Here is a 26,219-nt window from a genome sequence, read left to right on the forward strand (position 1 = left end):
CCGCAAGCGCCCCGCTCCCACGCTTCACTCACCGGCACAATTACGAGCGCCCATCGCCCGCCACCACTCACCCCCGTAAACCTGAGGATTTATCCGATAATCTACCTTATGTCAGTTCGGTGGCTGGACGCCCCCCCTGATTCAGGCGAGCGCTCGGCTGAAGAGCCGCGGCCACATCCCCGCCGACGTCACCAACGCTGCAACCAAGCACAGTGGCGGTCCGACCCACGACAGGACGGGCCGGTCGACCCCGCTGCCAGCAACGTAACTCTTCATCCATCGCTCTTAGCTCTGTCTGTGAGGTTTATCTAATTCCACTGGGCGAAAGTCTGAAGAAAAATGTTCGACAGGTCAAGGTCAGCTGTGCGCGGGTAGAGCCGCGTGCCCCATAGGGGGGCCTGTGTAGCTGTGCAGAAGATTTGAAACTTGCATCGATGGGCAATGGTGCCTGACTCTAGGGAGTTCTCATGGTCTTTCGGCGTCGTCTTGCCATCGTGACGGCAAGTGCGCTCATCGTCTCCGGGGTCGTCGCCGTCCCCGCGTTCGCAGCAGGATCTACCGATCTCGATGCTGTTTCCCAAGCTCTTCTGGCCGCGAACGGTGTCGAGCTGTCCCCACCGTGGGAGCCGCCAGCCGAAGCTAATACGAAAGTGATCGGCGAGACCCCACCAGCGAGCGCAGTGTGGGTGCCTACAGATGGCTCCCGGCTGCTCTCGGCGGCATCGACGTCGAAGGCAGGACAGGCGCAGCGCGTGTCGGGCACCGTCAATGTGGGAGCACCAGGGCTGGGAAACCTGCCGTACTACTCCTTCGAAGACTTCGCGCTCTGGGATGACACGACAGCCAGCGTGAACGTTGCGAACGGCAACTTGGTCGTCGGGGCGAACGACTCCCTTGTCAACGGGCCCGGCCTGGGCTCCCGTGTGGACCGGTTCTACAACGGCCTCGGCTCCGTCGACGGCTCGTTCGGTGGCGGTTGGATCCTCGGGGTCGGGCAAGACGTTGGCCTGTCGATTACTTCGTCGGCGATCACGCTGAAGGGTTCGAACGGCTTCCAAAGTGTGTTTACGTCGAACGGGTCGGGCGGATGGAACACTCCCTCCGGGCTGAATGCGACGCTGACGAAGAGCAGCACCGAGTACACCCTCATCTACAACCGCACTGGCGAGAAGCTGACCTTCGCTCTCGGCGGTTTCCTCATCAAGGACGCTGACCGCAACGGAACCGGCCTGTCGTTCGCGTACACCTCGAACAAGATCACGACGATCACCGACGCCGCGGCCCGCACGAACACCTTCACCTACACCGGCGCGTTCATCGACAAGCTCACTGACGCTGGCTCTCGCGAGACGACCTATACCCGGGACAGCTCCAACCGTCTCTCGACCGTCACCGCCCCGGACGGCGGTGTCGCGACCTACACCTACGACACGACCGGTCGACTGTCGACAATCACCGGCCCGACCGGTGCCGGCAAGACGACCTTCACGTACGACACCAGCCACCGCGTGAAGACAGTCGCTCAGACCGTCACCTCCGACACATGGGGGGCGAAGGCCAACCGGGTGACGACGTTCACCTACAACGCCGGTTCGACGGTCGTGAATAACGCCAACGGCAAGAACGCCACCTACAGCTACGACGCTGAGGGGAAGGTCACCGGAACGAAGGATCAGCTCAACCGCGAGCGCGCCACTGAATGGTCAACCAACTTTGACGTGAGCAAGACCACTGACTCCCTCGCTAGCGGCACTACACCAGGGAACTCAACCACCTACGCCTACGACTCCCTCAACAACGCCACCCAAATCTCCCTGCCCACCGGGGCCGCCGCCTCTGCGCAGTACGCACTCGGCGCTGGTTGCTCCAGCAGCTCCGGCAACCAGTACCAGCCCAAGTGCGCTACCGACGCCGCCGGGAACAGCAAGACCATGCAGTACGACCCGGCCGGAAACCTGCTCTCCCGCACCGACACCACCGCCGGCGGATCCGGAGCAGTCACGCAGAAGTACACCTACGACAACAGCACCGGCACTGTCTGTGGCGGCAAGGCGGGCCAGGTCTGCACCTCTACCGATGGGAACAACAAGGTCACCAGTTACGCCTACAACAGCAAGGGCGAACTCCTCACCGCCACTCCTCCCGCACCACTTGGGACAACGACCTACACCTACGACTCGCTCAGCCGAGTCAGGACCGTCAAGGACGGCCGCGGGACGACCCTCACCTACCAGTACGGTGTCGATGACCGCATACAGGTGACGCTTAACCGCACAAGCACGACACTTACCCAGAACTCGCAGGAATGGAGCAAAGCCGGCTATCTCACTTACAGCAACGACCGATCTGACGTGCCGAACTTGACCAACCCATCCCAGACGTACACAACAACCCGCCCCACGTTCTACGACACCGACACCATCGGTCGCCAGGTCGAGGTCGACTACTGGAGCCAGGTCACTAACGTGCTTCAAACCACCGACCCCGGCGGAGCATCTGCTGCCGTAGCTGGCGGCACTCCAGCTTCACCGGTAAGTGAATGGCGCGCCACCTTCGACTATGACGCGGTCGGCAACCTCGTCACCTATTCCGACCCCAACGGCAACACCACCTACACCTACGACAGCGCCAACCAACTCACGAAGGTCAAAGAGCCCGGAGGCACATGCCCCACCACAGGTGCCCCCGCAACGAACTCCGGCTGCACCACTTTCACCTACGACGCCAACGGCCGAGAACTGACCCGGGTCTTCCCCGGTAACACCACGCAGTCCACCGCCTACGACACCTCGGGCCGACCCACCCGCATCACGACCAAAACAGCAGCGAACGCTGTTCTCATGGACATCGGCTACTCCTTCCAACAGCCCGGAATCACTGGCACTGCCGGCGACCGCGCAGCAATTCAGAGCCGCACATCCTATAAAGAGGAAGGAATCACCGCCGGCGCGATTAGCACTTACAGCTACGACTCCCTCCTTCACCTCCGTAAGGCCGAAGAGAAAATCGGTGCAAGTACGACCGCGTCTTGGCAGTACGCCTACGACAACGCAGGAAACCGCACAAACCAAATTCGATCGGGAGGCACTGGCGCAACGGCGGGAACCATCAACTACGCTTACAACGATGCCAACCAGTTGACCTCCGCCACGGGTTCCACGACGACATGGACCTACGATGCGGCGGGAAACCAGACCACAAATGGCCTGACGGGACAATCGACTACCTTTTCTATCTTTGGACAGCAACAAAAAGTCGGCGCGACCACGATGAAATACCGGAGCACAGGTAATAGCAACCTCACCTTCATCGGCACGTCACCTGTTCGCACCACCCCGTTGGGCGTGGCCGTTTCGACATCTAGGAACTACACACGCACCCCCGACGGCAGTGTTCTCAGCTTCCGCGACGCCAATGGTTCGACCTATTTTTCGAAAGACGCGCTCGGCTCGGTCGTTGGATTGATAAGCAGCAGCGGGTCATGGGTCGGTGGATACAGCTACTCGCCCTATGGTGAGGCTAGGGCCACAACGAACAACACCGCGACTACTAGCAACCCAGTTCGTTATATCGGCCTGCAGCAAGTAGATAGCAGCGGCATTTACAAAGTCGGCGCTCGATATTACGACCCCTCCCTCGGTCGCTTCACTCAGGTTGACCCGAGCGGGCAAGAGTCAAACCCCTACCTTTACTCAGGCGCGGATCCGATCAACCGATCCGATCCGAGTGGGCTGTTCAGCGCCGCGGTAATCATTCAAATCATCGACATCCTAATGTGGGGCGGCGACATCTATAGCCTCTTCAACGCAGACAGCGATGCGGCCGGAATCTCCGCTGAATTTGCCATTGGATGCGGCTGGTTGGCAGGCGCGATAGCCGCCCCCACGACGGCAGGAATCATCGTTGCTATCGGTGGTTGTTTTGTTGCCGGGCTCCTTCTCGATAGCGCTCTGGAAGAACAGGGAATAGAATGAGGGCCGGGAATCGTAAATTGTCGAATGTATCCAGAAAGTACAAATGGCGATATGGCCCCTTGCGGCTGGCTATGCCGTGGATTGCTCTCGTCGTAGGGGCGGGGATGATTATTCAAGGGATTAATGGTAATCCTTTGTTTGTTACCCTTGGGATCATAGCAATCGCCTCGGGTGTCGTAGCATTTTTTGTTTATCGATGGATGGCAAAAAAGGGAATCTAGGCAACCTGCTCGAACTTGCATAGAGCTCACAGAGAATGATAGGAACGCACGTTATGCCCAACAAGCAAGTGACAGCTACGGGCTATGTAGTTATCGGACTAGTAGTCCTTGCCATTTCCGGAGCAATTATTGGGTATTCATTCATGGCGGGAACTGAGCCAGCGAATGGGAGATCAACAACAATAGCATTTATGGGGCCGCCAATCGGTGTAATTCTTGTTATTATTGGAATCGTGAAGGGCCTACGTAGACGCCGCAGATAATGGTCAAACCCAAATTGGCTCGTCTTTCATCTTGACCCCGGTACAGGATTAAAGATCTGATTGCACTAAGTGATAGTCGTCGTACTATCGAAACGATAGCGAGCTAGCAAGTTGTACTCAGTGGTACCTACTTGCTAGCTCGCTAGCGTGTTTACACGTGCTCGCCGTCGGGTTAGACCGATCACAGACAACCTTCTCGGTTTCAGCAAAGTCCTGCGGAGTCTTGTCGTCCATGACTCCTCCTCGCTGTGACAACGAACTACGCCCTGCTCCCCCGGAACTCATGTCGCATCGCTCGACGATGCCCAGGTGTTGTGAAGGTCAGGCACCCTTGCGTCTTAGTAGCTCGCGGCGAGACCTACTGCGATGATCGCGCCGACGCTTGCTGCCCGCTTGAGGTACACCCCAACGCAACACCAGTGACACCCAGCGACGCGCGTAGCAGTAGGGTCGCTTCTCCCTCTTTCGCTACACATCTGTGTCAAGGTCTAGGAGTGACGCAACGAACGCAGACCGTCGGCTACGTCCGAGTCAGCACAGCCGACCAGAACCTGGGTCGGCAGATTGAGGCGATCGGCGCCGTGGACCGGATCTTCGAAGAGAAGGTCTCCGGTGCTACCCGCACCGACCGGCCTGCCCTCGCGGACTGCATCCGCTACGTCCGAGACGGCGACCTCGTCCGAGTCGCCTCGATGGATCGCCTCGCGCGCTCGCTGCGAGATCTCCGCGACGTCGTCGACGAGATCGTCGCGAAGGGAGCCTCCGTCGAGTTCATCAAGGAACAGCAGACCTACGGACCCGGCGGCGACGTCGCACTCGGACAGCTGATGCTGCACCTGCTCGGCGCATTCGCCGAGTTCGAGCGCTCCCTCATCCGCGAGCGGCAAGCCGAGGGCATCCGCATCGCAAAGGCCGCCGGGAAGTACACCGGCCGGCAACGCCGGCTCGACGCCGAACAGGTCACTGCAGCACGAGCGGACATCGCCGCCGGCATCCCGAAGGCAGCCGTGGCACGCAAGCTCGGCGTCGACCGCACAACCCTTTACCGTGCGCTCGCACTCCCCCAGACAGACGGGCTCGCCACGACCGAGATTTAGAGCAACGTCAGAACGCCTGCTTGTCGAACCCCTCCGGAGCAGTGTTCATCGGATCCGCCCACTGCAGGCCGGCGGCGACCGCGCGAGCCAAGCTCTCCAGGCCGGTACCGAAGTAGCAGTACCCGTGAGTCGTCTCGACCTGCTGGCGCGGCGGCATGACGACGAGACGCCAGTTGAACAGCATCTTCCACACCTCCACCGTGAAGGTCTCCGTCTCCTGCAGCCGGAAGCCGTTCTCCGTCCGCACGATCCGCTCCCCCGCGACGTCGACCTCGGAACGCAGCTGCTGCTCGAGGTCGTCGAGCGCCTCGGCTCGGGTACGCAGCAACGCCTTCTGATCCACCACTCCAGTGTCCCGATAGCCGCCCCGTCACCGGGCATTTCCTCGGGCGGGTCTTACGGGACACTGCCGCCCGCGCCGAAGCGCGGCGCGTCCCCCTCGGCGAACTGATGCGGTGAGCGACCCCCTAACGGAACGAAGCGAATGCGGCTGGCGCGGCCGAGTGCCAGCTCGATCGCCCTGGTTCACTGGCTCAGCGTCTCGCGGTCTTCGGCGTTCATCGGCACGAGAGGTTGCAGCTCGTATCCTCCGGGAACCGTGAGGCGGTCGCGTTCTGCGGCCGACAGCAGCGGATCGATTGTCAGCAGGTTGCTGCCCCCGTCTGCGATTCGGTCTGGGATGACGTAGCCCTCAGCGACATGCCCGGGGCCTTGTACGCGAACAGCGAGCGCGGTCGTTGCGAAGTCCTCTGGCGTCGTGCAGGACGTCCCAGAAATGTCCCCGGGTAGCTCAACGATCATGCAAAGCTCGGTCGAGTTGCTGAGCCCGAGGAGGTAGGTGGTGCCGCCTTCGGTCGCGAGCTGGCGGAACGAGTCGACGTCGAGCCCGCCAGTGCCGACGCTCCCCACGTCGAGGTACTTCGGCATCGTCACCGGTACATCGGCCGGCTGTTCGAGGAGGGCGACGTCGTAGTCACTGATCGATCGGGGACTGGCTTCGGGTGACGCGACTGCGCCAGGGCTTGGAGCGACGATGCCTGCGACGAAGACCGCGCCCACGGCGATGACCAACAGTGCGACACCAAACGACCAGCCAAGCCTGGTTCGCGACGGGCGTGCCGGGGTCTGCGGGTCCGTCAGCAGACTCGGCTCTGGACTACTCATGGCTCACTGTAGGCCGACACTCGAATCAGCGCTTCAGAACGACCGGTGGACGATGGTCGACCGGGCGGCCGATAGGGGTCGTTCTCACATGCTCGTCCGCGGGGTCGACGTGAGGAGCGGGGTGGTTAGTACCGGCGGATAGAGACGTTCTCGCCGAGGCTCGTCCAGTCGAGGCCAGTGGCGTCGTCTGGACCGGCGCCATCGGTGTGTATCTGGACGACCCATGCTCCGTTCAGCGACAGCTCATCCCCGCAGCCGCTTCCGTCTTCGTTGTCGCCTTCTCCGTCCACGATGACGCACCGGCCTCCGGTCGTGATCTGCGACCCGATCCAGACGTCCAGTCCGTCGGCTGAGCCGACGTAACGGATCGAGGCGGGGTCGTAGCCGTTTCCCACAGTGCCGACGTCGGGAAGAGCGTCTCGCTCGTCTTGCGCCCGCTTGAAATCGGAGTAGGCCTCGGTATCGGGACCGGAACACCCGGCCATGAGCGTCATCGTGAGCGCCATGACTGCGGCTCCGGCCACCCACCTCAGGCGCGTCGTCGATTCCACCGCATCCCCCTGTGCCTCGTCAGCAAAACGTACCGCGTTGCGCAGGACAGGAGCGCTCGCGCTGTAACTGCGGGTCTTCTTCCGCGTCCTGTGCCTCTACTGTGTAGCAATGAGGCCCCGTCCTATCCGCGCAGCAGCTGGTCTTGTTCTCGTGGCGGCTCTCGCGGGCTGCACACCGGTACCCGGCGAAGATCCTCGCATCACGGAGTGGCGCGAAGAGCGCCAAGCGGACGCAGCAACGGATCGCGACGTCGTAGCGGTCCTGTCGTTGGACGCTGACACCGCCGATGACGGCGGCCGCGTCGAAGCCACCCTCGAGAGGCCGGCGCTGCCGACCACGATTACCTTCGACTGCCTCGGCGAAGGAGTGATCGACCTCGAAATCGGATCGTTCTCCACAGCAGACGGAGCGACGACGAGGACGACGACCACCCTCGACGCGATCGACTGCGCCGATGGCCCACACGAAATTGATCCCGCGTCGCTTGGCGAGAAGCCGATATCGAGTGTCGACGCCACCGCATCGAACGCGGACAATGACACCGCCTGGTTCCTAACAGTGCGCGGAGACCGCGACCCCTCCTGACATCGGCGGGACTTCTAGACGCGCCCGGTCGGTGTCGTCCTCAAGCGCGTGTCGGCCCTGCTGTCCCGTACGAGGATCCCCATACGGGACGTCGGCCGCGCGGCGGAAGCCAACCATTTAGAACTTGGACGGCGTTCCTGAGACGTTGCGCGCCCGACCGGCCATGTCCATAGTGAAGGGCAAGGTCTGCTCGAGGAGGAACGATGGACGACGACGGATTCGATGAGTTCCTGGCCCGCTCGGGACGCAGTCCGATAGGTGCGCTCGCGTCTCGCACTGTTATCGAGGACCTGGTGTCCGCGACCGCGAAGAGCGCGACACCACGGCGTCCGTGGTGGCGGCGCCCGCTTCTGATCCTCCCCGTGATCGGTGTCCTCGCCGCGACGACAGCCGGAGCAGTCGTCTTCACAGTGGGGTTCGATGCGGACGCGATCGTCCCGATCAACTACACGACCGACTCAGGTCGACAGGTCAGCTGTCACTACGCGGTCGAGGCCGGCATCGGCGGCACGAGCGACCCGGCAGCGGTAAAGGACTTCATCGCCGAGCACGACTGGTCAGGGATCGGCCAGCGCGTCTACGAAGAAGCCCTCTCACATCCCTACATCCCACGGAACAGCGAAGAGGCCGCCAGTCTCACGCAAGCCAACCTCGACAGGTTCTCGTTCGATTCAGCTCTGACCACGGTGATCTGGGCCGAAGTCCCCGAGGAACTGGTACCCGAGGACATGCTGAGCGGCGCAGAGTCCGACTGCGAAGGAGAACTGCGGTGACCTTGGATGACCAGCTGTCATCGAAAGCCTCCTCGACGCGGCAAGGCGACGACGAGCGCGCCCGACGAGTGGAGCTCCTGCTTCTCGCGCAGGCAGAACCGCTGCTGCGCTACTTCTCCCGCCGAGCTCCCCTCGATGACGCCCCCGACCTCCTCAGCGAGACCATGCTCACCGTCTGGCGCCGCGCGAAGGACGTCCCCGCCGGCGACGAAGGGACGCTCTGGATCTACGGGGTCGCACGCCGAGTCCTCGCCACGCACCACCGCTCGACTCGCCGCCGAACGAGCCTCGTCGACCGCCTCCGGGACCAGATCATCGTCCACAATCCAGCCCACGACCCGCTGGACGACATCAGCGCACACCTCCGCCACCTCATTGAGCAGTTGCCCACTGTCGATCGCGACATCATCGGCCTGGTCCACTGGGAGGGCTTCACTCTCGAAGAATCCGCACGCATCCTCGAGAAGAACCCCTCCACGATCCGGACCCGGTACGCGCGACTTCGACAGCAGCTGAAGGCGGAACTCGAAGCCGCGATCTAGCGCCGTCCGATGGACCATCCTCTAGCGGAACACCCATGTTGGCCCTCTTCAATATACCGATGACCGATGTATGCTCGCGGCATGGCTGGTACACAGATGCAGGAACCGACGTTCCTGATCCTCTCCGCCCTCGCGGAGGGCGATAAGCACGGCTACGCGCTCATCGAGGACGTCGCGGCGCTCTCGTGCGGCGCAGTCCGGTTGCGCCCCGGCACCCTCTACACCGCCCTCGATCGTCTCGCCCGGACAGGCTTCGTGACGCCTCTGGCCGATGTCGTCGTCAACGGCCGCACGCGCCGCCACTACTCCCTCACCGACGAGGGCGCAGCACGCCTAGCCGACGAGGCCGCACGCCTTGAAGCCAATGCCGCCGCCGCACGGAGCATGCTCCGCCGACGACGCGGCATCACCCCCGCAGGAGGATTGACGTGAGCACCACCCTTGAGCGGCAGTACCGCCGGCTTCTGCACTGGTACCCGAGAACGTGGCGCGAGGAACACGAGGAAGCGCTGATTGGCACACTCCTCGACACCGCCGATGCCGAGAACCGCACCGCGCCCTCTCCGACCGAGGAGTGGAACCTCGCCTGGAACGGACTCGCTACGCACTTCTCCCGCCTCTCGCCGGGCGCCCGCACAGCCACCTTGACGATCGCGCTCGGCAACGCCGCTTTCATCGGTCTCGCGCTCCTCGCGCTCACCGCCCCGACCGTGACCGGCGGCATGACTATCGCCGGCCCGAAGGCCGACGGGCAACCCGATTTGGTTTACGTCACGAACATCTCGCAGTGCCTCGCCCGTGATGGGTGGCAGAGCACCCCGGGCGGCGGCGGATCGGTCACGATCAACTACCTCGAGACCCAGCGGGTCGCCTTCAACACGAATCTCACCGCCTGCCTCACCGCCTACGGGCACGAGACTCCATAGCGACCCTTCCCACCGACCCGCTCCCGCGAGACAAGGTGCGCGCCGGTCATCGATTCCCTTGCGAGACCGTCAGCGTCGCCCCGAGCGAGCGGGCTAGAACCGGTCGTCAAGATCGTCGGGCCGGTCGACTGAGGTCCAGCGGACGTCTTCACCCGTCGCCTCCTGCACGCTTTGGCCCAGCTCCTCGATGCATGCGAGCCGGGCGGCGCCGAGCACTTCTTCATCGCGGAGTTGAGCTAGTAGATCTGGGACCCGAGGATGATCCGCGACCACTGCCCATCGCTCAGAGGCCACTTCCATCCGCCGCGGGAGCGTCTTGGCGAACTGGCTGACCATCGGGGCAACCTCGCTCTCGTGAGCGGTGAGGTTGAAGCCGAGCTCGTTGTTCACCTCATCGAACTTCCGGTGCGCATCATCGTCTTTCTCGATGACGACAGGTCGGACGTACTGTGTCTTCGTCTCGATCACGTGGAACCCCATCTGCTGCGCCATCCACGCGGTCGTGGCTTGCAGCCGCCGACAGACGAACACCGGAGTGATCGGCACTTCGGGGTGACGCTCGTGCAGCGATGCGGACTTGTCGAGCAGCTGGAAGAGCTCTTGGGTGCGCGGGTAGACCCAGGCCCGGATGTTCTTCGCTTCAATTGGAACGAGCGTGGTTGCGCCGGGGAGCCCGTTCTCCTGCAACGCCGTGTGGAACGCGGCGTTATCGACGGGACCACCCGGCACTCGTTCACCGAAGATGGAGCGAACCTCTCCTCCACCTGGCGCAAGTAGCCGGTAGCCATGGGGCGCGGCCGCCGTGAGAGAGACATGGATCACCCGCTCAAGAGCGGCTGGGATCGGCGCCGGATTCCAGTCACTCGTCTCGCGTGTCCACCCGAGGTATCGGCTGTACAGGAGCCGTTTCCGAGCCGCACGGCGAGCAGCCTCCTTGACTCTGCTGGTGGCCGAGTAAGTCGTGATCCACCCCTTCCCCCTCGTCTGCTCACGCTGCACCGAGATCTCGCCTGATCGCTGCAACGCGAGCCTCGCCGTAGTCAAGTGGTGCGGGTTGATCGCCGGGAACTCACCCCACCGCTGATCAGCGAGCTTCGCTTCGAGCTCGGGGACGACGAACGCACGCTCGGAGTCCAAAAAATCGCGCAGACACTCAACCGCGGTCGCCCGCCACTGCTCGATCGTCCGCTGCACGATTCGACCGTATCCGCGCCCGAGGTGGGGACACTTCTATATATGCGCGTTTTCTCCGGTGAAACGCCCCGCAGTCCGGGGGACGCCGATCAGGAGCGGAAGCTGTCGGAGGTGCCGGTTACCGTACGACTCATGGGACTCGAGCACCTGGAACCGCACGATTTTCGTCGCCTCGATCTTCTGGGGCGTGCGATCGAGCTGACTGACGCGGGCGAGAGCCAGGTATCGAGTCGGACGCTGGCGGCGCCCGACGCGAATTCCGGCGAACGCTCGATGGTTTCAGCTGACGCGTCGACGCTAGAAGACGAGGGGCTGCTGAACCTCGATCGCCGTGCCAGTGGGGCATGGCTCGCGCGGCCGACGCAGGCCGGCCGCGATACATGGGCAGAGCTGAGTCGTCGTCGGGACGATCGAGCGCAGCGCGCCCGCCAGCTGCGCAACGACTACCTCCGCTGGATCTACAACACCCGCCGTGACGGATCAGCAGACAGCAGCAAGTTCCTCCCCTCCGGTGCCTCCTACCTGGGCGCGCCCTATCCGGAGGACGAGTTCCTGGAGGCCGGGGCATGGCTCAGAGCTCGAGACTTCATCGAAGGCGAAGGAGCATGGGGGCGGAAGAGCCCCCTCTTCCCGTCGCTGACAGTCAAGGGTGAGGACTACGTGGAACACGATCGCGACGTGCACATGGAGCCGACGGAGAAGGGCGGTGCGACGTCGTACGCCTTCCACGGCCCCACTCAGTTCGCAACCGGCAGCAGCCACTTCACGCAGAACCAGAACATCGGGGAGGTGAAGGCCGGCGCCGAAGAGCTCGCACGCGCTTTACATCAGCTCTCGCAACTGAGCAGCGGACTGCAGAAGACTGAGCTGACGACCGCGGCCACTGAACTCGAGGAAGAAGCTGCGGGCCAGGCGCGCCCTCAGAAGTTCCGGGCGATCGCGGAGGGGATCCAGCGCATCTTGGTCGGCGGAGCCGGCGGAGCACTGGGAGCTTTCACGTCGAAGCAGGTCACCGAGTTCCTGGAGGCCCTTCCTCTCTCCTGACCGGCAGTTACTCGGTACCCAACCTTCGCCAACTCTGCCGACCAACCGTGGCGCAGAAACGTCCGGTCAGCCATCCCTATACGGGACGACGTTCGCGCTCACCCCGGAGCGAGATCTCCAACAGCGCCGGCATGCACAAGCACTCGGCGCCCTTAGCCTCTCAACATGACCACTCCGTCCGAGACCGCACCGCCGATAACGCCTGGCACCCCGCGGGCTCGTCGCAACGGGGTGCTGCTGCTCCTGCGCGACGTGCTCGTGATCGTCGTCGTAGCGGTGCTGATTTCCGGCCTGGTGAAGACGTTCCTGGTGCGATCGTTCTACATCCCGTCGTCCTCGATGAACAACACGCTCGTGCAGGAGGATCGGATCATCGTCAACGAGCTCGTCCCCGACGTCGTTCCCCTCTCACGCGGCGACGTCATCGTGTTCAAAGACCCCGGTGGCTGGCTCGAACCGGTTCCCGCGGACGAAGGAGGCTCGATCACCGGCCTCCTCGACAACGCACTACAGGCTGTAGGACTCACTGCGGAGGAGACGAACGATCACCTCATCAAGCGCCTGATCGGCCTCCCGGGGGATCACGTCGTCTGCTGCAACCCTCTGGGCCAGATGACCGTCAACGGGCAGCCCCTCGATGAGAGTCCCTACGTCAAGGACGCCGAGAGTTCGACGGCAGCCTCGTCTATCCCGTTCGATGTCACAGTGCCGGCCGACGCGCTCTGGGTGATGGGCGACAACCGCGGCAATTCGGCCGACTCTCGGCTCCAGCAGGGAACACCCTCGAAAGGTTTCGTCCCGACCGGCAACGTCACTGGCCGCGCGGTCGCGATCACCTGGCCCATCGACCGGTGGCACTGGCTCGACAACTTCCCCTCAACCTTCCAGGACCTCGACCCTCGCTGACACAGCCAGCGTGCCCCCCCTGGCGGACAAGCTGCTGCTCAGCTGGATGATCTACTCACAGCAGCGCAGCGCGGGTGTCGTCGGAGGAAATGCACGCGGTAACACGCCCGCTGATCGAAGGATGACCAGATCGCAGAGATCAACCCGCGCAGACCGGGTGAGGATATTCGTGGGAACTTTCTGGCACTGATCGTGCAATACCTATTGTGAGCGTCGAGACGGATGGTGAGGTCGTCGGCCGGTCCCTGGGGGAACCGGCCGCTTTCGCTGTTCTCTACGACCGGCATGCCCGCCTCGTCTACCGGTACGCAGCCCTTCGGGTGGGTGTCGCCGCGGCGGAGGACGTCTCGTCAGAGACGTTCCTCGTCGCGTTCGAGAGTCGGGCTCGGTTCGATGCCGTGCGGGGTGATGTCCGAGCGTGGCTGCTCGGGATCGCGACGGTTCTGCTGCGCAAGCGCGCACGTCTGGAGGCGAGGGCGTGGAAGGGCATGTTCGCGGAGCACGTCGCGCAGGTCCTCGAACTCGATCCTCTCGATGCTGTCGCTTCACGGCTGGACGCGTCCGCTGCCGTGCGTCGGCTCGGGCGGGCGCTGCGTCGTCTCCCGGCTGGGGAGAGGGACGTTCTGCTGCTGCATGCGTGGGGTGACCTGGACTATCAGGGCATCGCCGACGCTCTGGACGTCCCGATCGGGACGGTCCGGTCACGCTTGAATCGCGCGCGCACGAAGCTGCGGCGCGTTCTGGACGCGGGGACGACCCGCCGAGTGGAGGTGGAGCATGGACAGCCTGACGCTGCTGCGCAGTCTCAGTGAGGTCGTGGACGATCCCGACGAGGCCGTCCTCGCTCGTGGACGTGCGGCGCTCTTCGAACGGATCCGCCAGGAGACCGACGCTCCCCCGCTCCCGAAGCGTCGTGCCGTCCTTCCGCGCCGACTGATGCTCGCCGCGGTCGGCGCCGGGGCCGTCGCCACGGTCCTCGTGGGCGTGAACGTCCTCGGGGCGGGCTCCGGAGGTGCCTCGCCGGCGGCCGCGGCCGTTCTCCAGGCGGCGGCCGCTCGCGCGATCCAGACCACGGACCCGGTTCTCGCTCCGGGGCAGTTCCTGATGGTGACGACCTCGGAGGTCAGCCTGGTGAGCAGCGATACGGCCGCAAGCTACCTCGTGCTCCACCGCGACCGGCTCTACATACCGGCCGACACCTCCGACGAGTGGGTGTGGGACCGACCGGTGCCGGAGCTGTACGAGACGTTCTCGCCCGCGAGCGAAGAGGCAGCGGCGGCGGACTTCGCGCGTCGTGCGGCGGAGGGACGTGACGTGGGTGAGCTTCTGCGCGCTGCGGGCGGACGCTTCTATGGCGGCGAGCAGTTCTCGCAGATGACCGAGTTCACCTCGCTCCCCCGCGACCCGAGCAAGCTCCTGGAGCGCATCTACGTGCTGATTGGGAGCACCGGCCCCTCCCGCGAGGGCGAAGCACTCGTGTTCATCGCGGACGCCCTGCGCCGCGGGACCATCCCCGCGGAGCTGCGCGCGGCACTGTTCGAGGCGGCAGCCAGGATCCCCGGAGTGACCATCACCGACCAGCAGGTGACCTTCGAGGGCGCGACCGGTGTTGCGATCGGACGGGTGGAGTCCACCACCGGCACCCGGCAGGAGATCCTCATCGACCCCGACACCGGACAGCTGATCGGGGAACGGAGAGTGCTCCTCGAACCGACAGGCGACCTCCCCGCCGGCCCTCTCTCCACGACATCGGTCGAGACCAGCGTCGTCGACCAGGCGCCAGCCGGCGGAACGCCGAACGGCGCGCTCGAGGGCTGCACCGTCTTCGGGAACGGACAGTTCCAATGCTGATCCCGCACGCCCCTTCCTCCACCACGACAGAACGGCAGCCCATGCGATCCTCACCTTCAACGTCTCCTGCTCGCCGGCTGCTCGCCGGCCTTGCCGCCGGCACGGCGGCTGTTCTCCTACTCTCCGGCTGCGCCGCGAGCGCCGCCGATCCGGCCGCGATCGTCCCCGCGGATCTCGACCGCGGAACCGGTCAGATCAACTTTCCGCTCGAGGCCTACGTCATGAGCCAGGCCGAGGCAGCCTTGGTGCAGCACGCGAACGACATCCTTGTCGGCGCATGCATGGCTGAGCAGGGACTGCCCTACCCGCAGGCAGATTTCGGCTGGGTGACCGAACTCGAGACCTCTCCCTCTCCCGATCGTCCCTACGGTCTGTGGGCCATGGAAGAAGCCCGGATCAATGGATACGAGTCCGCCTACAGTCCCGCCCGGGCTGCTCTGGACGCCGAGCAGGAAGCACTCGGAACCGACTGGTGGAACAAGGCCATGACGTGCCTCCGCACCGCCGACACCCTGCCGACCATGGTCATCAACTCCACACCCGAACCGACCATCGCAGACCAAGGCTCTCTCGAGGCTCGCGCCGAAGTGGTAGCCAGCGGAGAGTTCCAGAAGCAGCGAGCTCTCTGGGCCGAATGCATCGAGAAGGAAGGACTGACCGACTCCGACTCTGATGAGGCACTGCTCCCCGCAATCGACTACTCGGCGCCCGGTCCGGACCAGATCGCGATCGCGGTCATCGACGTCACCTGCAAGGACCAGCTCGGCACCATCGAGACGCTGGCAGGCATGGAGACGAAGATCCAACTCGACTTCATCGACGCTCACCAGAGCGAGCTGCAGCAACTCCGAGACGACGTCGACCAGGTGCTCCGCGAGGCCGACAAGATCACCTGAGCTCGGAGCCGATGCCAACGTGGCCCGGCGACCCTGCTTCGAATCGAGATCAGACAGTGCCCGGAGGTACCGCGCCCTGAGGGTTGGGGATGACTTCGCCTGTTCGGCGGTCGACCAGTGGGATGCCTACCGGCCAGGGTGCGCCCGTGATGCGGTAGCCGGCGGACGTCTCCTCTTCGAGGCGGACGCTCCCGTATCGAGTGAAGAGGAGGGCCACGACGATGCTGACGAAGAAGGCGATCATCAAGCCATAGAGCGGGACGGCGACAAGCGGCTGCTGCCGGACGTCGAGCGGCAGCAGCCACAACAGCAAGAGGAACAGGACGATGCACGCCGTACCGGCGAGAGCCACCCAGCCGGCTCGGGCCGCGTATCCGGTCGAGTCGACCCCGGGGAGCAGTCGAACGGTGGTGGGCCTGACTTCTGCCACATCCTCAGCCATCCCGGCCGCCGATGCGACGAGGCGGAGGCGGTTCGCGAGCACCGAGACAGTGACGTCGGGAAGGTGCTGCACACCGGCGCCGCCAGGTCGCAGCGGGATCTCCGCGGTGAGCGCTCGATCACCGTGCCGCACCCGAATGCGCAGTCCGCCGAGCCGCGACATGGGGCTTGGGCCGTTCATCGCGACGACGCGACTCCACGGCAGCACCGCGCCCGGCTCCGCCTGGTTGCGGTCGTCCCAGAACTCCAGGCCCTCTGCGGTACCGAGGATCAGCGGGTGCTGGCTACGGCTGAGGCGGGGGTAGTCGGGCACGAGCGCTCGAATGGCAACCTCAGCGCGATAGTCGACGGCTGGGTACAGCACGATCGCCTCGGCGCTGCGCTTCGCGAACTCGGCCGATGCCACGAACAGATCCTACGAGCGGATCCGTGCTCTGCTCGATCAGCGCTCACCGCCAGCGCCGGTGAACCGCTGACCGCACCCTTATGGGACGCACGCCGCCGCATGGACGACGACGAAGAAGCAGATCCAGCGGCTCCGTCAGTCGATCGGTGAGGACGACTGACCAGCCGCCCGGTCCCCATACGCGACAGTTGGTGCGGCAGAGTCACGCCTAGAGTGGCGCGCATGGAACGAGCTCGCACAGTCGCGTCCACTGTCGCGGTCGGCGCAATCGCGTTCCTTGCCTCCGGATGCGGGCCGACCGAGTACCGCGGCTACGACAGCGGGATCGACGGGGTGCTCTGGCGCCAGATCGCTGCCTTCGAGGACCCCCTGTCGAGAGAGCTCTTCAGTCCGCGCGTCAACGAACCCGAGCCCTACCTCGCGGCACTCAACGGCACGCGATGGGATGGGGAAGCGTCTACAGCTGCCGAGCTGGACCTCGACGCTGGCGGCGTCGTCCTCTACGACCTCTCATCCACGCCCACTTCAGCGACCGCCTCGGTCTTCATCGCCTCGGGTCCCCGCTCCCCCGCTGATGACAGCACGGGTCCGAGCGAGGTCTACACCTGCTACCGCATCGAGATCGCGTTCAGTGGCGACCCCATGCCCTCAGCCGGACGCGTCCTGCTCGACGGCTGCCCGGAGCCCCTGGTGTCACTACTGGCCGAGGATGCAGCCTTCGCCAGCGGTGAAGTGTTCGACGGATAACGGAAGCTGACCCTCCCTGCCCGCGGAGCAGCCCCTGTTCGGGACCACATCGGCCAGAACTCAAATGAGTGAATGAGGGGATGAGTGTTCGGGAACAAGACATCACCGGACGCTCGGACCATTGACGTCTCGCGGCATCCCAGCGGCTAGACAGCGGCCACGCCTCTGCGTTCTAAGGGCGAACTGCGATGACCTTGTCGACCGGCAGGTCACCCGACGGATCCCCCTTCACGTAGGACGCAATCCAGATCATCTTCGTGAGTGTCTTCCCGTCCTCATCTCGCCCGAGCGATGGGTAGGGCTGGTGACGCCAATGACCGCGCACGCTCCACGGATCCCGGTCCTCGAGGTTGGTCGCGTCTTCGCGGCGGTAGACCTGTGCGTGGTCCGTTCCTGCCTTCACGCGAACGACCACCAGGTCACCCGCCGCTCCTACGTCCGAGCCTCTATGTGCGCCGACTTGTCGATCCGACTCGGTGACGTCGCCCTGCGCCATGAGCGCCCACACGGCGGCGAGCATTTTCTGTTCGGGCCGAGTCTCGTCCCAGACCGGCACGAACGGCAGTCGGCCGGCGAGCCGCTCTCCGACCTCCTTCGCGTCGTGTCCGCGGCCGGCGGCGAACGTGCGCATTCGCCAGACGACGGCGCCCTGTCGGTACCAGACGGCGCGCACGTGGCGCTCCGTGCCGTCTGGTCGATGCATGATCACCGGACGGGCAAACACCCAGAGGGCGTTGATGTGGACCGGGAGCGGGTCAAGGTGCTCGTTCCCATCCAGGCTGTCCACCGCGAGCTGCAACAGCTCCTCGTGAAGCAGGAACGACTCTTCGGGGCTGTCCGCCGGCGCGCTCACGCTGCGCGCCAGGTGAGGGACGTCCGCGGGCGCGAAGACCTGGGCGCGGAGAGGGAGGCGCACGGGCGGACTGTCGAGCGGCTGAGGCGGAGTCTCGATACCCGTTCTCGGGTCGAGGAACGGTCCCGACGTGTGCGCTCGCACCGCCCTCAACGACTGCCCGAACCAGGCGCGCTGAGATCGTACGTTGATGACGATGAACACGTTGGCGGGGTGCAACCCTCGCTCGCGATACGGGCGGTCGATGATCCGAAGCGGTTCGATAAGTCTGGTGCGACTGAGGCGGCTCCCTGCCGGCGGCTGCCAGGCAGCTCCGCGAAGAGTGGATAGTCCGTATTTCGGCTGCTGAGTAAGGTCGTGAAAGAGGACGACCGGCTCATCGATCGGGACGGCGCTACCACGTAGCTGCTCGTAGACGCCCGGGATCATGTCTCGGATCGCCGCGTCGCGTTCGGCCACCATGAGGCTGCGCGGCATCGGTCGCACAGGAAAGCGCGGCGTGGTCCCGGTTCCACCCGGTGAGCGCTCCGGCCGCCGCTCGGGTGCCGTGGGTGGAGGTATGGGCGGGCGGGCGGCGGTCTCCGGCGGCGCAGGTGGCACTCGGAGTGCGTGACGAAGTGCGGCCGCAGTGTCGTCATCGATCCGCTGCTCAGGTCTGCTGATTGCGGAGCCCATGTCGCTCAGAGCGCGCATCGCGGTATTCGTATCCACGCCAGCTTCTTGGGCAATCTCGAATACGCGCACAATCACCATGTCCCGATGATCGCGCAAACCGCCGTAGAGCGGGGCGCGACAGCTGCTGAAGACTGCTAGAAACAAGCGATCACCGCTAATCACTTGGAGATACCCCTGATGGCACAGAAGCTGACTCTCATCGATGACCTGGACGGTTCCGCGATTGAGGGTGACGGTGGAACCGTCTCCTTCTCGATCGACGGCGCGAACTACGAGATCGACCTGTCGGCGGAGAACGCCGCCGCGCTGCGTGACGTGTTCGAGAAGTACGTCACCGCCGGACGCCGCGTCCGCCGGGACGGCAACGTTGGCGCGTCGTCTCCCGCTCGCGGGAAAAGCGACCCGGACCGGTTGAAGGCGATTCGGGAGTGGGCTGCTGAGAACGGCCACGAGGTTTCACCGCGCGGCCGCATCTCGGCGCAGGTGGTCGAGGCGTACGACGCCGCGCACTAGCGCGGCGATACCGTGGACGCTTCGATGAGCGAGCGTCGAGCGGGAGGGGTGCCAGTGAATGTCATGCGGCAGATGACCGCCCTGCATCGCGGCCCGTGGGGCCGGCTCGGCGGGCTGATCGCCGCGGCTGAGGACGGCAGCGATCGCGAGCGTGTGCGCTCGGCGGTCGCACGGTCGGTGTTCTCGCGCGGCGGGAAGATGGTCCGCTACTCCCCCGCCGCGGCCGCCTTCGGGGATGGCGACGAGCGGGTCGACCCGTCGACGGAGCTGCTGGCGTTCGTCGCGCACCAGTACGCGGTGCCCGAGGGGTTTCTGACGGGCGCCGATGACAACGAGCTGCGCGATGCCGCGCTGCACCGGGCTCTGGACGAACGGCACCTGCGCGGCACGCCGGTCCCGGAGTCGTTCACGACGACGACCCGGTGCCCGACGCTCGCGGGCGAGCTGGGTGACGCAGGTCACGCCGGTGTGGCGCTGCGCGCAGCAGAGCGCCGGTCGCAGCTCTCCGCGATCCCTTACGCGGTGGCGAGCCTGGTGCTCCCGGCCTTGCTGACGGTGACGAGCTTCGCGGCCTCCGTCGAGCGCTGGCAGTGGTTCCTCTCGTTCTTCTTCCTCGCCTGCACGCTGGGTAGCGTCTGGCTGTGGACGGTGCGGGCGGTGGCTGTGGTGCGGTTCTTCCGCCTGCCGCTGGCCGAGGCGCAGGCGTGGTCGGATCTGCTGATGAAAGAGGCGGTCGCGACGTACTTCCACGACCTCTACACGGACGGCTACCTGCCGCGGGCGTGGTTTCACGACATCTTCTGCCGGAACCTGCCGATCACCCGTCTGGCATGGGACCGGCTGGGTACTGGAACCGTGACGCCGGCGATGCTGACGGAGAGCGCGATGCGTCGGTTCCCGGCGAAGGGGCGGGCAGATGATGGTTACCCGCTCAGCTCAGTACGCTTTGCTGCTAACTAGCTAGTGAAGCGATAGAAGTAACCACAAACACAAGTCCCATAACTAGGAATACAATTGCAATAAAAACAAGCGTCCCTGGTTTTGACGATTTAGCTACAGGCTCCGCCGCCGTCCCCCACAGGGCGCGAATAGATTTAGCGTTCCAACGAGCGTACGCGTCTCTCTTCCAGATTGCTCCTATCCCAAAGATAATGAAAGCTAATCCACCGATAAGCTTAATGAACTGATCATTCATTTTCTCAGAACCGCCCTATCCCGTAAATGGTCGCGCATCAACCCACTTCGCCCAGCTCCGAACACGCGTGACAGTTCGGAGAGACCGGGGGTATCGAGACCTCGTAGACACGTTCAGGTGTCGGTGCCAGGGTGGCCTCATGGCCAAGCCTCGCACCAAGCTCGCGCGCGCCGCACTGATTTCCAACGGCATGGTCTGGTTCGGGCTGTCGCTGATGCTCTTCGCGATCGCCGGCGAGCAGACGTACGCCGCGTTCACGGGGCAGTGGTTCAACGTCGTCGGCTGGGTCCTCCTCGTCGTCGTCGCGACCGGCCTCGCCGTCGTCGGCGTGATCGAGAACCGGAACATCCGGGCAGGGAAGAAGCGTAAGCCGCGCTCTCGTTCCGGAGCCTGACCCTGCTTCATTGCTTCTTTTACTCATTCACTCATTGACTCATAGGAGTGAATGAGTCGGGGGGTTGAGGGGGGTTCTCCCCCGCGTGGGCCGGCCCGTTTCGGGGCGGCCCACGCGAGCGGTCAGAGCATGTAGAAGTGGTAGCCGATCGCGGTGCCCTCGCTGAGCGGGCCGAAGGTGTCGGCGTAGGCCTGGGGTTCGGGGTGGTTGGTGATGAGGTCGAGCGCGACGCGCTCCTCCTCGGACTCGTCGCTCATCTCGTCGGGTTCGTTCTCCCACTCGCGCAGCACGCGGTGGCCGGCGTCGGTGACGCGGTAGAGCGCCCAGAAGCCGGAGAACGTGCCTTCGGCTTCGCGCTTGAACACGAGGCAGGTGGCGGTGGGCCAGGCGTGCCGGGCGGCCGCGGTGAGCAGCGCCCGGACGGCGGCGTGCCGGTCGCGGATCTCACCGGACGCGGCGGCAGCGTTGACGGCTTCCTCGGCGGCGCGCAGCGCCGGGGTGTGTCCCCACACGTCTACGTCGACCGGGGCTGGGGTGGTGGGTGTGGTGGTCATGGGTTTTCCCCTCTCGTTTTTCTGCCGAAGCGGCGACGTGTCGCCGATCAGGGCGTGAAGTGGTGCGGCAACCCGCAGGGCGCGGGGGGAGAGAATTTCCGCGCGATGGGAGGGAGCGAAGCGACCGCGTGCGGAAAATCTCGGAGGGAGCGGTCGGCGCAGCCGACTTGCGCTCCGCGTAGCGCCCGTACGATGCCGCAGGTGCTTCGGCAGAAGAACGAGCGCGCAGCGATCGGAGCGCAGCGGGGAACGGGGGCGTGCTCTGCACGCCGGCACCCGCCGCGTCGCGGCGGAGTACGCGGCCGCGCAGCGTCCGCTCGAACAGTTCTGACTACGCCATCTCCCTGGTGCCGGCGGATGTTGGTCGACCGGCCGGCGTCGATGGTGGGGGGTCGAGGGGGGAAGCGTCCCCCCTCGTGGACCGGCCCGCACTGGGCCGGTCCACTCGGCGGCGGCTAGCTCAGCCCGGCAGCCTCCGCCGGGGTGGTGTCGCCGGTGACGATCTGCTCGACCGGGGAGAGCGCGTAGCCCCAGGCGGCGAGCTGGCGGAAGTGAGCGGCGGCGCGGGCGTCGCCGCGGCGCCAGGACTCCTTGCTCGTGTTCGCCTCCTGGCCTGCGAGGACGACGGCCAGCGCGACCAGGCGGGCCTTCGCGGGGTTCGCCTCGACCAGCGCAGCCAGCGCGTCCGCGTGGTAGCCGGAGGGCTGGGGGATGCCGAGGAGGGTGTGCGCGAGGGCGTTGCCGTTGCTCATGCCCGAGGACACGGCGAAGCGGTGCGCGGTGAGACCGAGAGCGATGATGCGGTCCGCGTCCTTCGGGAGGGTCTTGCGGCTGAGGAACGTGGCGATCCATTCGCGGCGGACCGTCTCGGCCGCGTTCCACGCCTTGTTGTTGGCGATGAGCACCTTGCGCTCGGCGGACTTCTCGACGCGCTCCTCCTCCGCCTCCTCCGCGGTGAGGGCCACGGCGGGGACGTCGCCGCGGTAGGCGTAGGTGAATCCGGCCTCCGTGGGCTCCTGGACGAAGTAGGTGACGTCGATTTCGCCGTTCCACCTGGTGTCGATGAGCGCGCCGCGCAGCGGGACGGAGGTGATGTGTTCGGCGGTGACCGGCGCATCGTCAGCGTTGCGGAGCTTGCGGAGGGCGACCCATGCGGTGCCCTCGCCGTAGGCGTCGGAGCGGGTGAGCAGCTGGAAGCCGTTCGCGGTCTGCTCCTGCTCGACCTTCGCGAGCAGCGCCCGCTCCTTGGCCTCTTCTCGCAGGCTCTCCGCGGTGTGCTCGAACTGGGCTGGGTCGTGGGTGGCGACCTCGATCAGGTTCGCGCGGGCGTCGGCGTCGTCCTCGAACTCCAACAGCACCGCGGCCTGGTCCAGGGTCAGCTCGTGCTCGTGGAGCACGGAGGTGACGGTCGCGGATTCCGCGACCGCGAGGCCCTTCTTTACCGCGTCGGTCTTGGTGCCGGTGCGCTTGGCGATCGCTGCGGCGGTGACGCCCTCGAACGCGAGCTGCGCCCACGCTGCGGTGCGGTCCGCGACCGAGAGTTCGGCGCGCTGGTCGTTCTCGATGATCTGCTGCACGATGCGGTCCGCGGTCGTCTCGTCGCCCTCCACGACGTAGACGGGGATCGTGGGCATTCCGGCCTCGCGGGCGGCGAGGGTGCGGCGCTGTCCGGCGCGGACGATGACGTTGCCGTGCTCGTCGCGGCGGGCGAGGACCGGGGTGATGACTCCGTTCTCGCGGATCGACGCGATGAAGTCCTTCGTCACGGGAGCGCTGGTGCGCACGTTCGCCTCGATCACGAGGGTGGTCGGGTCGATGTGCTGAACGGTCCCGGTTCCGGTGGTGATAGTCACGATGGTTTCTCCTCAATCGGTGTGCGACCATGAAGATGACGAGTCCCGTGGTTCTAAGCCAACTACGGGGCTTTTGTCGTCTTCCTGATCGTTTTTCTTTGCCTCTCCGGCGGGATGAAATCAATTGAGTGGAGTCGGCGGAGTGACGGCTCTCTCGGGCGAAATAAGCCCGGAGGGCGCGTCCGAGAGAGACGGCACGTAGCCGACGGAGCGAGATAGATTGAAACCGCGGAGAGGTGAAGAAAACGGGTAATCCGGCCGCGTAGCGGCTCCTGCCGGCGGTGCTCCGTCACCGCTGCGCGAGCGCGAGCTCGCGCCCCCGGAACGGGGAAGATCGGGGAGTGTGAGGGGGTCGCCCCTCACGGGCCGGCCCGCAGGCCGACCCGCACCGCTCACCGGCCTGACCGGTTGCTCGAAGCCTCCGGCGCCGAACTCAGATCGACTGCGGTCGGATCTGTACGCGATTGACGGCGAACGCGGCACCACCCGCGATGATCCCGGCGACGAGGAATGCCGGGACCGGAACGAAACCGAACGCGGGGACGTAGGTGGGTTCGGTGAGGCCCGCGGGAAGTAGTGGAACGCCGACCGCGATCGCGCTCCCCAACGCGGCCCCGATCGACTCGCGCGTGACGGTCAGGCGGCGGCAGGCACGGCGGACGACCGCTCGGCTCGCGAGCGCACCGACTGCGCTGTAGGTGCCCACGATTGCACCCAGGATTGCTATCCCGATGAAGGAACCCACGAAACCGACGACGCCGATGGCAATTTTGTTCCCATCGCTGAAATCGTTGTATTCGAACAGTAAGGAGACGAAAGGGGCGCTATAGAGAAGGGCGACGATGGCTCCGAGGAGCGCGCCCATACAGACGGGGTGTCTCTTCATCCACATGGGCACGTGTACTCCCTCGTTCTGAAGCTCACAGTAGTCCCGTCACAACGGGCCCGCGCCTCCCAGTCCGCCACTGCGCATGCGGAGCTCGCGCTGCCAGAACGGGGTGGGCAGCCGGCTCAGATCGACTGCGGTCGGATTTGAATGCGATTGACGACGAACGAGGCGGCACCTGCAATGCCGGCGGCGGCGAGGAAGGCCGGGACCGGGATCGCCATCGACCCGAAGGTGGGAAGAAGAGTCGGTTCGGCGGGTCCTACGAGGAGCATGGGCACGCCGACCGCGAGAGCACTTCCCAGCGCAGCCCCGATCGACTCACGAGTGACTGTCAGCCGGCGGCACGCGCGGCGGACGACCGCTCGGCTTGCCAGCGCACCAACTGCGCTGTACGTGCCTACGATCGCCCCCGGAACGACAGTCGCGAAGAAGAAGAAGAGCAGGCCCATCACGCCGATGGCGATTTCGTTCGCGTCGCCAAAATCGGTGGTGCTGAATACGTAAGAGACCCAAACAGGGCCGATGTAGAGAAGAGCGACGATGGCTCCGAGGAGCGCGCCCACGTAGACGGGGTGTGTCTTCATCCACATGGGCACGTGTACTCCCTTGTTCTGAGGCTCAGAGTAGTCCCGTCATAGCGGGCCTGCGCCTCCCAGTCGGCCACTGCGCGTGCGGAGCTCGCGCCCTGGGAACAGGGAAGACCGGGGAGTGTGAGGGGGTCGCCCCTCACGGGCCGGCCCGGCAGGCCGGCCCGCGCCGCGCGGCTAGTAGTCGGGGGGCTCGTAGCAGTTGGGGCAGTCGCACGGCCCGCCGTTCTCTGCCCACTCGATGGCCTCGATCTGCGCGGCTCGCTCCGCCGGGGAGAGCGCCTGCCACGCCTCGTTCGACCGCCGGTTGATCTCGGTGCTGGCCGCGCGCTCGTCCGGCGTCTGCGGGGTTCCGATGATCCACCCGTGGCGCTTCCCACGCGGGGTGAGGAACGCGATCAGGGCGGCGGCGTAGGCGGTGCCGTCATCGGTGACGGGGAACCCGCCCGAAGCGCCCTTACCGGGGAGGGTGAGCGTGTCGCGGACGTGCGCGAGGATCTCGACGTCCGAGGCGGTGGCGTCGTCATCAGACTCGGCGCGGCGGGTGTCCACGATGAGGGCGAGCTGTTCGCTGGTGGCGCTGCCGAAGTCGACGCGGGTGTTGATGATGAGGAAGAGCTCTTCGGTGCTGGCGCTGCCGATATCGATGCGGGTCATGATGTGGTCCTCTCAGCGGCTCAGGAACGGTGCGACGCGGCGGATCGCGGCGCGGCGGGCGTGGGCGACGCAGTGGCGGAACGAGCCGCTGGTGATCCCGTGCAGCTGGTCGGAGTGCCACGCCTCCCAGACGCCGGACGTGCGGCGGGTGACGTGCACCGAGGGCGTCGTCTTGGGGTCGGTGCCCACGACGCGGATATCGACCGCGCGGGTGCCCCCGAGCGTGAGGTAGGTCTTCGCGGTGGTCTGCAAGTCGGTGGCGGTCTGCATGGTGTGGGTGCTCCCTCTGGCTGATCGTTTTTCTTTGCCTCTCCGGCGGGAAGAACCGTTTGAGTGGAGGCGGCGTAGTGCCGCCCATTCCGGGCGAAATAAGGGAGCGTAGCGACCGCGTCCGGAATGGGTGGCACGGAGCCGGTGGAGCGAAATAGGTTGAGACCGCGGAGAGGTGAAGAAAACGGGTAATCGGG

Annotated in this window: 28 protein-coding genes; 16 read left to right on the forward strand and 12 right to left on the reverse strand. The window is 65.2% G+C overall.

Translation table 11 applies throughout. From position 1 onward, the window contains the following. Positions 1 to 467: 467 nt before the first annotated feature. Together EDF45_RS19270 and EDF45_RS19275 are read left to right on the forward strand one after the other, a co-directional pair. Positions 468 to 3,974: an RHS repeat domain-containing protein gene (locus EDF45_RS19270; RefSeq protein WP_123737501.1), complete on the forward strand. Its 3,507-nt coding sequence runs from the start codon at positions 468 to 470 to the stop codon at positions 3,972 to 3,974. Positions 3,975 to 4,952: 978 nt separating this feature from the next. Continuing rightward, positions 4,953 to 5,555 (forward strand): recombinase family protein, encoded by a 603-nt coding sequence (locus EDF45_RS19275; protein ID WP_221181163.1) that lies wholly within the window; start codon positions 4,953 to 4,955, stop codon positions 5,553 to 5,555. 7 nt (positions 5,556 to 5,562) lie between these two features. Here EDF45_RS19275 and EDF45_RS19280 read toward each other — a convergent pair whose 3' ends face one another. The 3 genes from EDF45_RS19280 to EDF45_RS19290 form a co-directional block, all read right to left on the reverse strand. After that, the gene (locus tag EDF45_RS19280) at positions 5,563 to 5,883 is read right to left on the reverse strand and encodes a hypothetical protein (protein ID WP_148060341.1); all 321 of its coding nucleotides are present in this window, start codon (positions 5,881 to 5,883) and stop codon (positions 5,563 to 5,565) included. A gap of 197 nt (positions 5,884 to 6,080) precedes the next feature. Beyond that, complete coding sequence (locus EDF45_RS19285; protein ID WP_148060340.1) at positions 6,081 to 6,626, reverse strand: hypothetical protein; 546 nt, start codon at positions 6,624 to 6,626, stop codon at positions 6,081 to 6,083. A 218-nt stretch (positions 6,627 to 6,844) separates the two neighbouring features. Continuing rightward, positions 6,845 to 7,270, reverse strand: coding sequence for a hypothetical protein (locus EDF45_RS19290; RefSeq protein WP_148060339.1), 426 nt, complete (start codon positions 7,268 to 7,270; stop codon positions 6,845 to 6,847). Positions 7,271 to 7,538: 268 nt separating this feature from the next. Here EDF45_RS19290 and EDF45_RS19295 point away from each other — a divergent pair, with 268 nt between their 5' ends. The 5 genes from EDF45_RS19295 to EDF45_RS19310 all read left to right on the forward strand — a co-directional run bounded on the left by EDF45_RS19295 (position 7,539) and on the right by EDF45_RS19310 (position 10,097). Further along, on the forward strand, positions 7,539 to 7,856 hold the full coding sequence (locus tag EDF45_RS19295) for a hypothetical protein (RefSeq protein WP_123737496.1): 318 nt from the start codon (positions 7,539 to 7,541) through the stop codon (positions 7,854 to 7,856). Between the two features lie 203 nt (positions 7,857 to 8,059). Beyond that, positions 8,060 to 8,629, forward strand: coding sequence for a hypothetical protein (locus EDF45_RS21480; protein ID WP_185020283.1), 570 nt, complete (start codon positions 8,060 to 8,062; stop codon positions 8,627 to 8,629). 68 nt (positions 8,630 to 8,697) lie between these two features. Beyond that, entirely contained in the window at positions 8,698 to 9,171 is a 474-nt protein-coding gene (locus EDF45_RS21485) for an RNA polymerase sigma factor (RefSeq protein WP_260312377.1), read from the forward strand. 81 nt (positions 9,172 to 9,252) lie between these two features. Next, on the forward strand, positions 9,253 to 9,603 hold the full coding sequence (locus EDF45_RS19305; protein ID WP_221181162.1) for a PadR family transcriptional regulator: 351 nt from the start codon (positions 9,253 to 9,255) through the stop codon (positions 9,601 to 9,603). After that, positions 9,600 to 10,097 (forward strand): hypothetical protein, encoded by a 498-nt coding sequence (locus tag EDF45_RS19310; protein ID WP_123737494.1) that lies wholly within the window; start codon positions 9,600 to 9,602, stop codon positions 10,095 to 10,097. Before EDF45_RS19305 ends, EDF45_RS19310 begins: the two co-directional genes overlap by 4 nt. A gap of 93 nt (positions 10,098 to 10,190) precedes the next feature. Here EDF45_RS19310 and EDF45_RS19315 read toward each other — a convergent pair whose 3' ends face one another. Then, positions 10,191 to 11,291 carry a hypothetical protein gene (locus EDF45_RS19315; protein ID WP_123737493.1) on the reverse strand — a complete coding sequence of 367 codons (1,101 nt, stop codon included), beginning with the start codon at positions 11,289 to 11,291 and terminating at the stop codon, positions 10,191 to 10,193. 42 nt (positions 11,292 to 11,333) lie between these two features. Between EDF45_RS19315 and EDF45_RS19320 the strand changes: the two genes are divergently transcribed. From EDF45_RS19320 to EDF45_RS19340, 5 genes are all read left to right on the forward strand, one after another. Beyond that, entirely contained in the window at positions 11,334 to 12,335 is a 1,002-nt protein-coding gene (locus tag EDF45_RS19320; protein ID WP_123737492.1) for a hypothetical protein, read from the forward strand. 165 nt (positions 12,336 to 12,500) lie between these two features. Next, entirely contained in the window at positions 12,501 to 13,241 is a 741-nt protein-coding gene (lepB, locus tag EDF45_RS19325) for a signal peptidase I (RefSeq protein ID WP_123737491.1), read from the forward strand. A gap of 206 nt (positions 13,242 to 13,447) precedes the next feature. Then, positions 13,448 to 14,053: an RNA polymerase sigma factor gene (locus tag EDF45_RS19330; RefSeq protein WP_123737490.1), complete on the forward strand. Its 606-nt coding sequence runs from the start codon at positions 13,448 to 13,450 to the stop codon at positions 14,051 to 14,053. Beyond that, positions 14,019 to 15,092, forward strand: coding sequence for a CU044_5270 family protein (locus EDF45_RS19335; RefSeq protein ID WP_123737489.1), 1,074 nt, complete (start codon positions 14,019 to 14,021; stop codon positions 15,090 to 15,092). Before EDF45_RS19330 ends, EDF45_RS19335 begins: the two co-directional genes overlap by 35 nt. Then, positions 15,086 to 15,988: a hypothetical protein gene (locus EDF45_RS19340; RefSeq protein ID WP_123737488.1), complete on the forward strand. Its 903-nt coding sequence runs from the start codon at positions 15,086 to 15,088 to the stop codon at positions 15,986 to 15,988. Before EDF45_RS19335 ends, EDF45_RS19340 begins: the two co-directional genes overlap by 7 nt. A gap of 49 nt (positions 15,989 to 16,037) precedes the next feature. Here the strand turns inward: EDF45_RS19340 and EDF45_RS19345 are convergent, their stop codons facing one another. Then, on the reverse strand, positions 16,038 to 16,835 hold the full coding sequence (locus tag EDF45_RS19345; RefSeq protein WP_123737487.1) for a hypothetical protein: 798 nt from the start codon (positions 16,833 to 16,835) through the stop codon (positions 16,038 to 16,040). 222 nt (positions 16,836 to 17,057) lie between these two features. On the opposite strand from EDF45_RS19345, the gene EDF45_RS19350 reads away from it, so the two are divergent. Continuing rightward, entirely contained in the window at positions 17,058 to 17,582 is a 525-nt protein-coding gene (locus EDF45_RS19350; RefSeq protein WP_123737486.1) for a hypothetical protein, read from the forward strand. Between the two features lie 172 nt (positions 17,583 to 17,754). Here the strand turns inward: EDF45_RS19350 and EDF45_RS19355 are convergent, their stop codons facing one another. Then, entirely contained in the window at positions 17,755 to 18,894 is a 1,140-nt protein-coding gene (locus EDF45_RS19355; protein WP_185020285.1) for a hypothetical protein, read from the reverse strand. Positions 18,895 to 19,287: 393 nt separating this feature from the next. Between EDF45_RS19355 and EDF45_RS19360 the strand changes: the two genes are divergently transcribed. The 3 genes from EDF45_RS19360 (at position 19,288) to EDF45_RS19370 (ending at position 21,212) form a co-directional block, all read left to right on the forward strand. Continuing rightward, positions 19,288 to 19,623, forward strand: a complete 336-nt coding sequence (locus tag EDF45_RS19360) for an Lsr2 family protein (protein ID WP_123737484.1) — start codon at positions 19,288 to 19,290, stop codon at positions 19,621 to 19,623. Between the two features lie 54 nt (positions 19,624 to 19,677). Further along, on the forward strand, positions 19,678 to 20,583 hold the full coding sequence (locus EDF45_RS19365; protein WP_148070848.1) for a hypothetical protein: 906 nt from the start codon (positions 19,678 to 19,680) through the stop codon (positions 20,581 to 20,583). Between the two features lie 374 nt (positions 20,584 to 20,957). Beyond that, positions 20,958 to 21,212, forward strand: a complete 255-nt coding sequence (locus tag EDF45_RS19370) for a hypothetical protein (protein WP_123737482.1) — start codon at positions 20,958 to 20,960, stop codon at positions 21,210 to 21,212. A gap of 122 nt (positions 21,213 to 21,334) precedes the next feature. Here EDF45_RS19370 and EDF45_RS19375 read toward each other — a convergent pair whose 3' ends face one another. The 6 genes from EDF45_RS19375 to EDF45_RS19400 form a co-directional block, all read right to left on the reverse strand. Then, on the reverse strand, positions 21,335 to 21,766 hold the full coding sequence (locus tag EDF45_RS19375; protein ID WP_148060336.1) for a hypothetical protein: 432 nt from the start codon (positions 21,764 to 21,766) through the stop codon (positions 21,335 to 21,337). A gap of 455 nt (positions 21,767 to 22,221) precedes the next feature. Continuing rightward, entirely contained in the window at positions 22,222 to 23,619 is a 1,398-nt protein-coding gene (locus EDF45_RS19380; protein ID WP_123737480.1) for a ParB/RepB/Spo0J family partition protein, read from the reverse strand. Positions 23,620 to 24,052: 433 nt separating this feature from the next. Next, positions 24,053 to 24,484, reverse strand: a complete 432-nt coding sequence (locus EDF45_RS19385) for a hypothetical protein (protein ID WP_148060335.1) — start codon at positions 24,482 to 24,484, stop codon at positions 24,053 to 24,055. 146 nt (positions 24,485 to 24,630) lie between these two features. Next, positions 24,631 to 25,104 (reverse strand): hypothetical protein, encoded by a 474-nt coding sequence (locus EDF45_RS19390; protein ID WP_148060334.1) that lies wholly within the window; start codon positions 25,102 to 25,104, stop codon positions 24,631 to 24,633. A 168-nt stretch (positions 25,105 to 25,272) separates the two neighbouring features. Then, on the reverse strand, positions 25,273 to 25,752 hold the full coding sequence (locus EDF45_RS19395; RefSeq protein WP_123737477.1) for a hypothetical protein: 480 nt from the start codon (positions 25,750 to 25,752) through the stop codon (positions 25,273 to 25,275). Between the two features lie 12 nt (positions 25,753 to 25,764). After that, a complete protein-coding gene (locus EDF45_RS19400) occupies positions 25,765 to 26,022 on the reverse strand; it encodes a hypothetical protein (RefSeq protein ID WP_123737476.1) in 258 nt (85 codons plus the stop codon). Positions 26,023 to 26,219 lie beyond the last annotated feature (197 nt).

The organism is Rathayibacter sp. PhB186, from assembly GCF_003751825.1.
Taxonomy (GTDB): Bacteria; Actinomycetota; Actinomycetes; order Actinomycetales; family Microbacteriaceae; genus Rathayibacter; species Rathayibacter festucae.

Excerpts from the sequence above, each read along its gene's own strand:
- EDF45_RS19270 (WP_123737501.1), top strand. The coding sequence starts at position 468 with ATGGTCTTTCGGCGTCGTCTTGCCATCGTGACGGCAAGTGCGCTCATC.
- EDF45_RS21480 (WP_185020283.1), top strand. The coding sequence starts at position 8,060 with ATGGACGACGACGGATTCGATGAGTTCCTGGCCCGCTCGGGACGCAGT.
- EDF45_RS19305 (WP_221181162.1), top strand. The coding sequence starts at position 9,253 with ATGGCTGGTACACAGATGCAGGAACCGACGTTCCTGATCCTCTCCGCC.
- EDF45_RS19320 (WP_123737492.1), top strand. The coding sequence starts at position 11,334 with ATGCGCGTTTTCTCCGGTGAAACGCCCCGCAGTCCGGGGGACGCCGAT.
- lepB (WP_123737491.1), top strand. The coding sequence starts at position 12,501 with ATGACCACTCCGTCCGAGACCGCACCGCCGATAACGCCTGGCACCCCG.
- EDF45_RS19335 (WP_123737489.1), top strand. The coding sequence starts at position 14,019 with ATGGACAGCCTGACGCTGCTGCGCAGTCTCAGTGAGGTCGTGGACGAT.
- EDF45_RS19340 (WP_123737488.1), top strand. The coding sequence starts at position 15,086 with ATGCTGATCCCGCACGCCCCTTCCTCCACCACGACAGAACGGCAGCCC.
- EDF45_RS19350 (WP_123737486.1), top strand. The coding sequence starts at position 17,058 with ATGGAACGAGCTCGCACAGTCGCGTCCACTGTCGCGGTCGGCGCAATC.
- EDF45_RS19360 (WP_123737484.1), top strand. The coding sequence starts at position 19,288 with ATGGCACAGAAGCTGACTCTCATCGATGACCTGGACGGTTCCGCGATT.
- EDF45_RS19370 (WP_123737482.1), top strand. The coding sequence starts at position 20,958 with ATGGCCAAGCCTCGCACCAAGCTCGCGCGCGCCGCACTGATTTCCAAC.
- EDF45_RS19375 (WP_148060336.1), bottom strand. The coding sequence starts at position 21,766 with ATGACCACCACACCCACCACCCCAGCCCCGGTCGACGTAGACGTGTGG.
- EDF45_RS19385 (WP_148060335.1), bottom strand. The coding sequence starts at position 24,484 with ATGGGCGCGCTCCTCGGAGCCATCGTCGCCCTTCTCTATAGCGCCCCT.
- EDF45_RS19395 (WP_123737477.1), bottom strand. The coding sequence starts at position 25,752 with ATGACCCGCATCGATATCGGCAGCGCCAGCACCGAAGAGCTCTTCCTC.
- EDF45_RS19400 (WP_123737476.1), bottom strand. The coding sequence starts at position 26,022 with ATGCAGACCGCCACCGACTTGCAGACCACCGCGAAGACCTACCTCACG.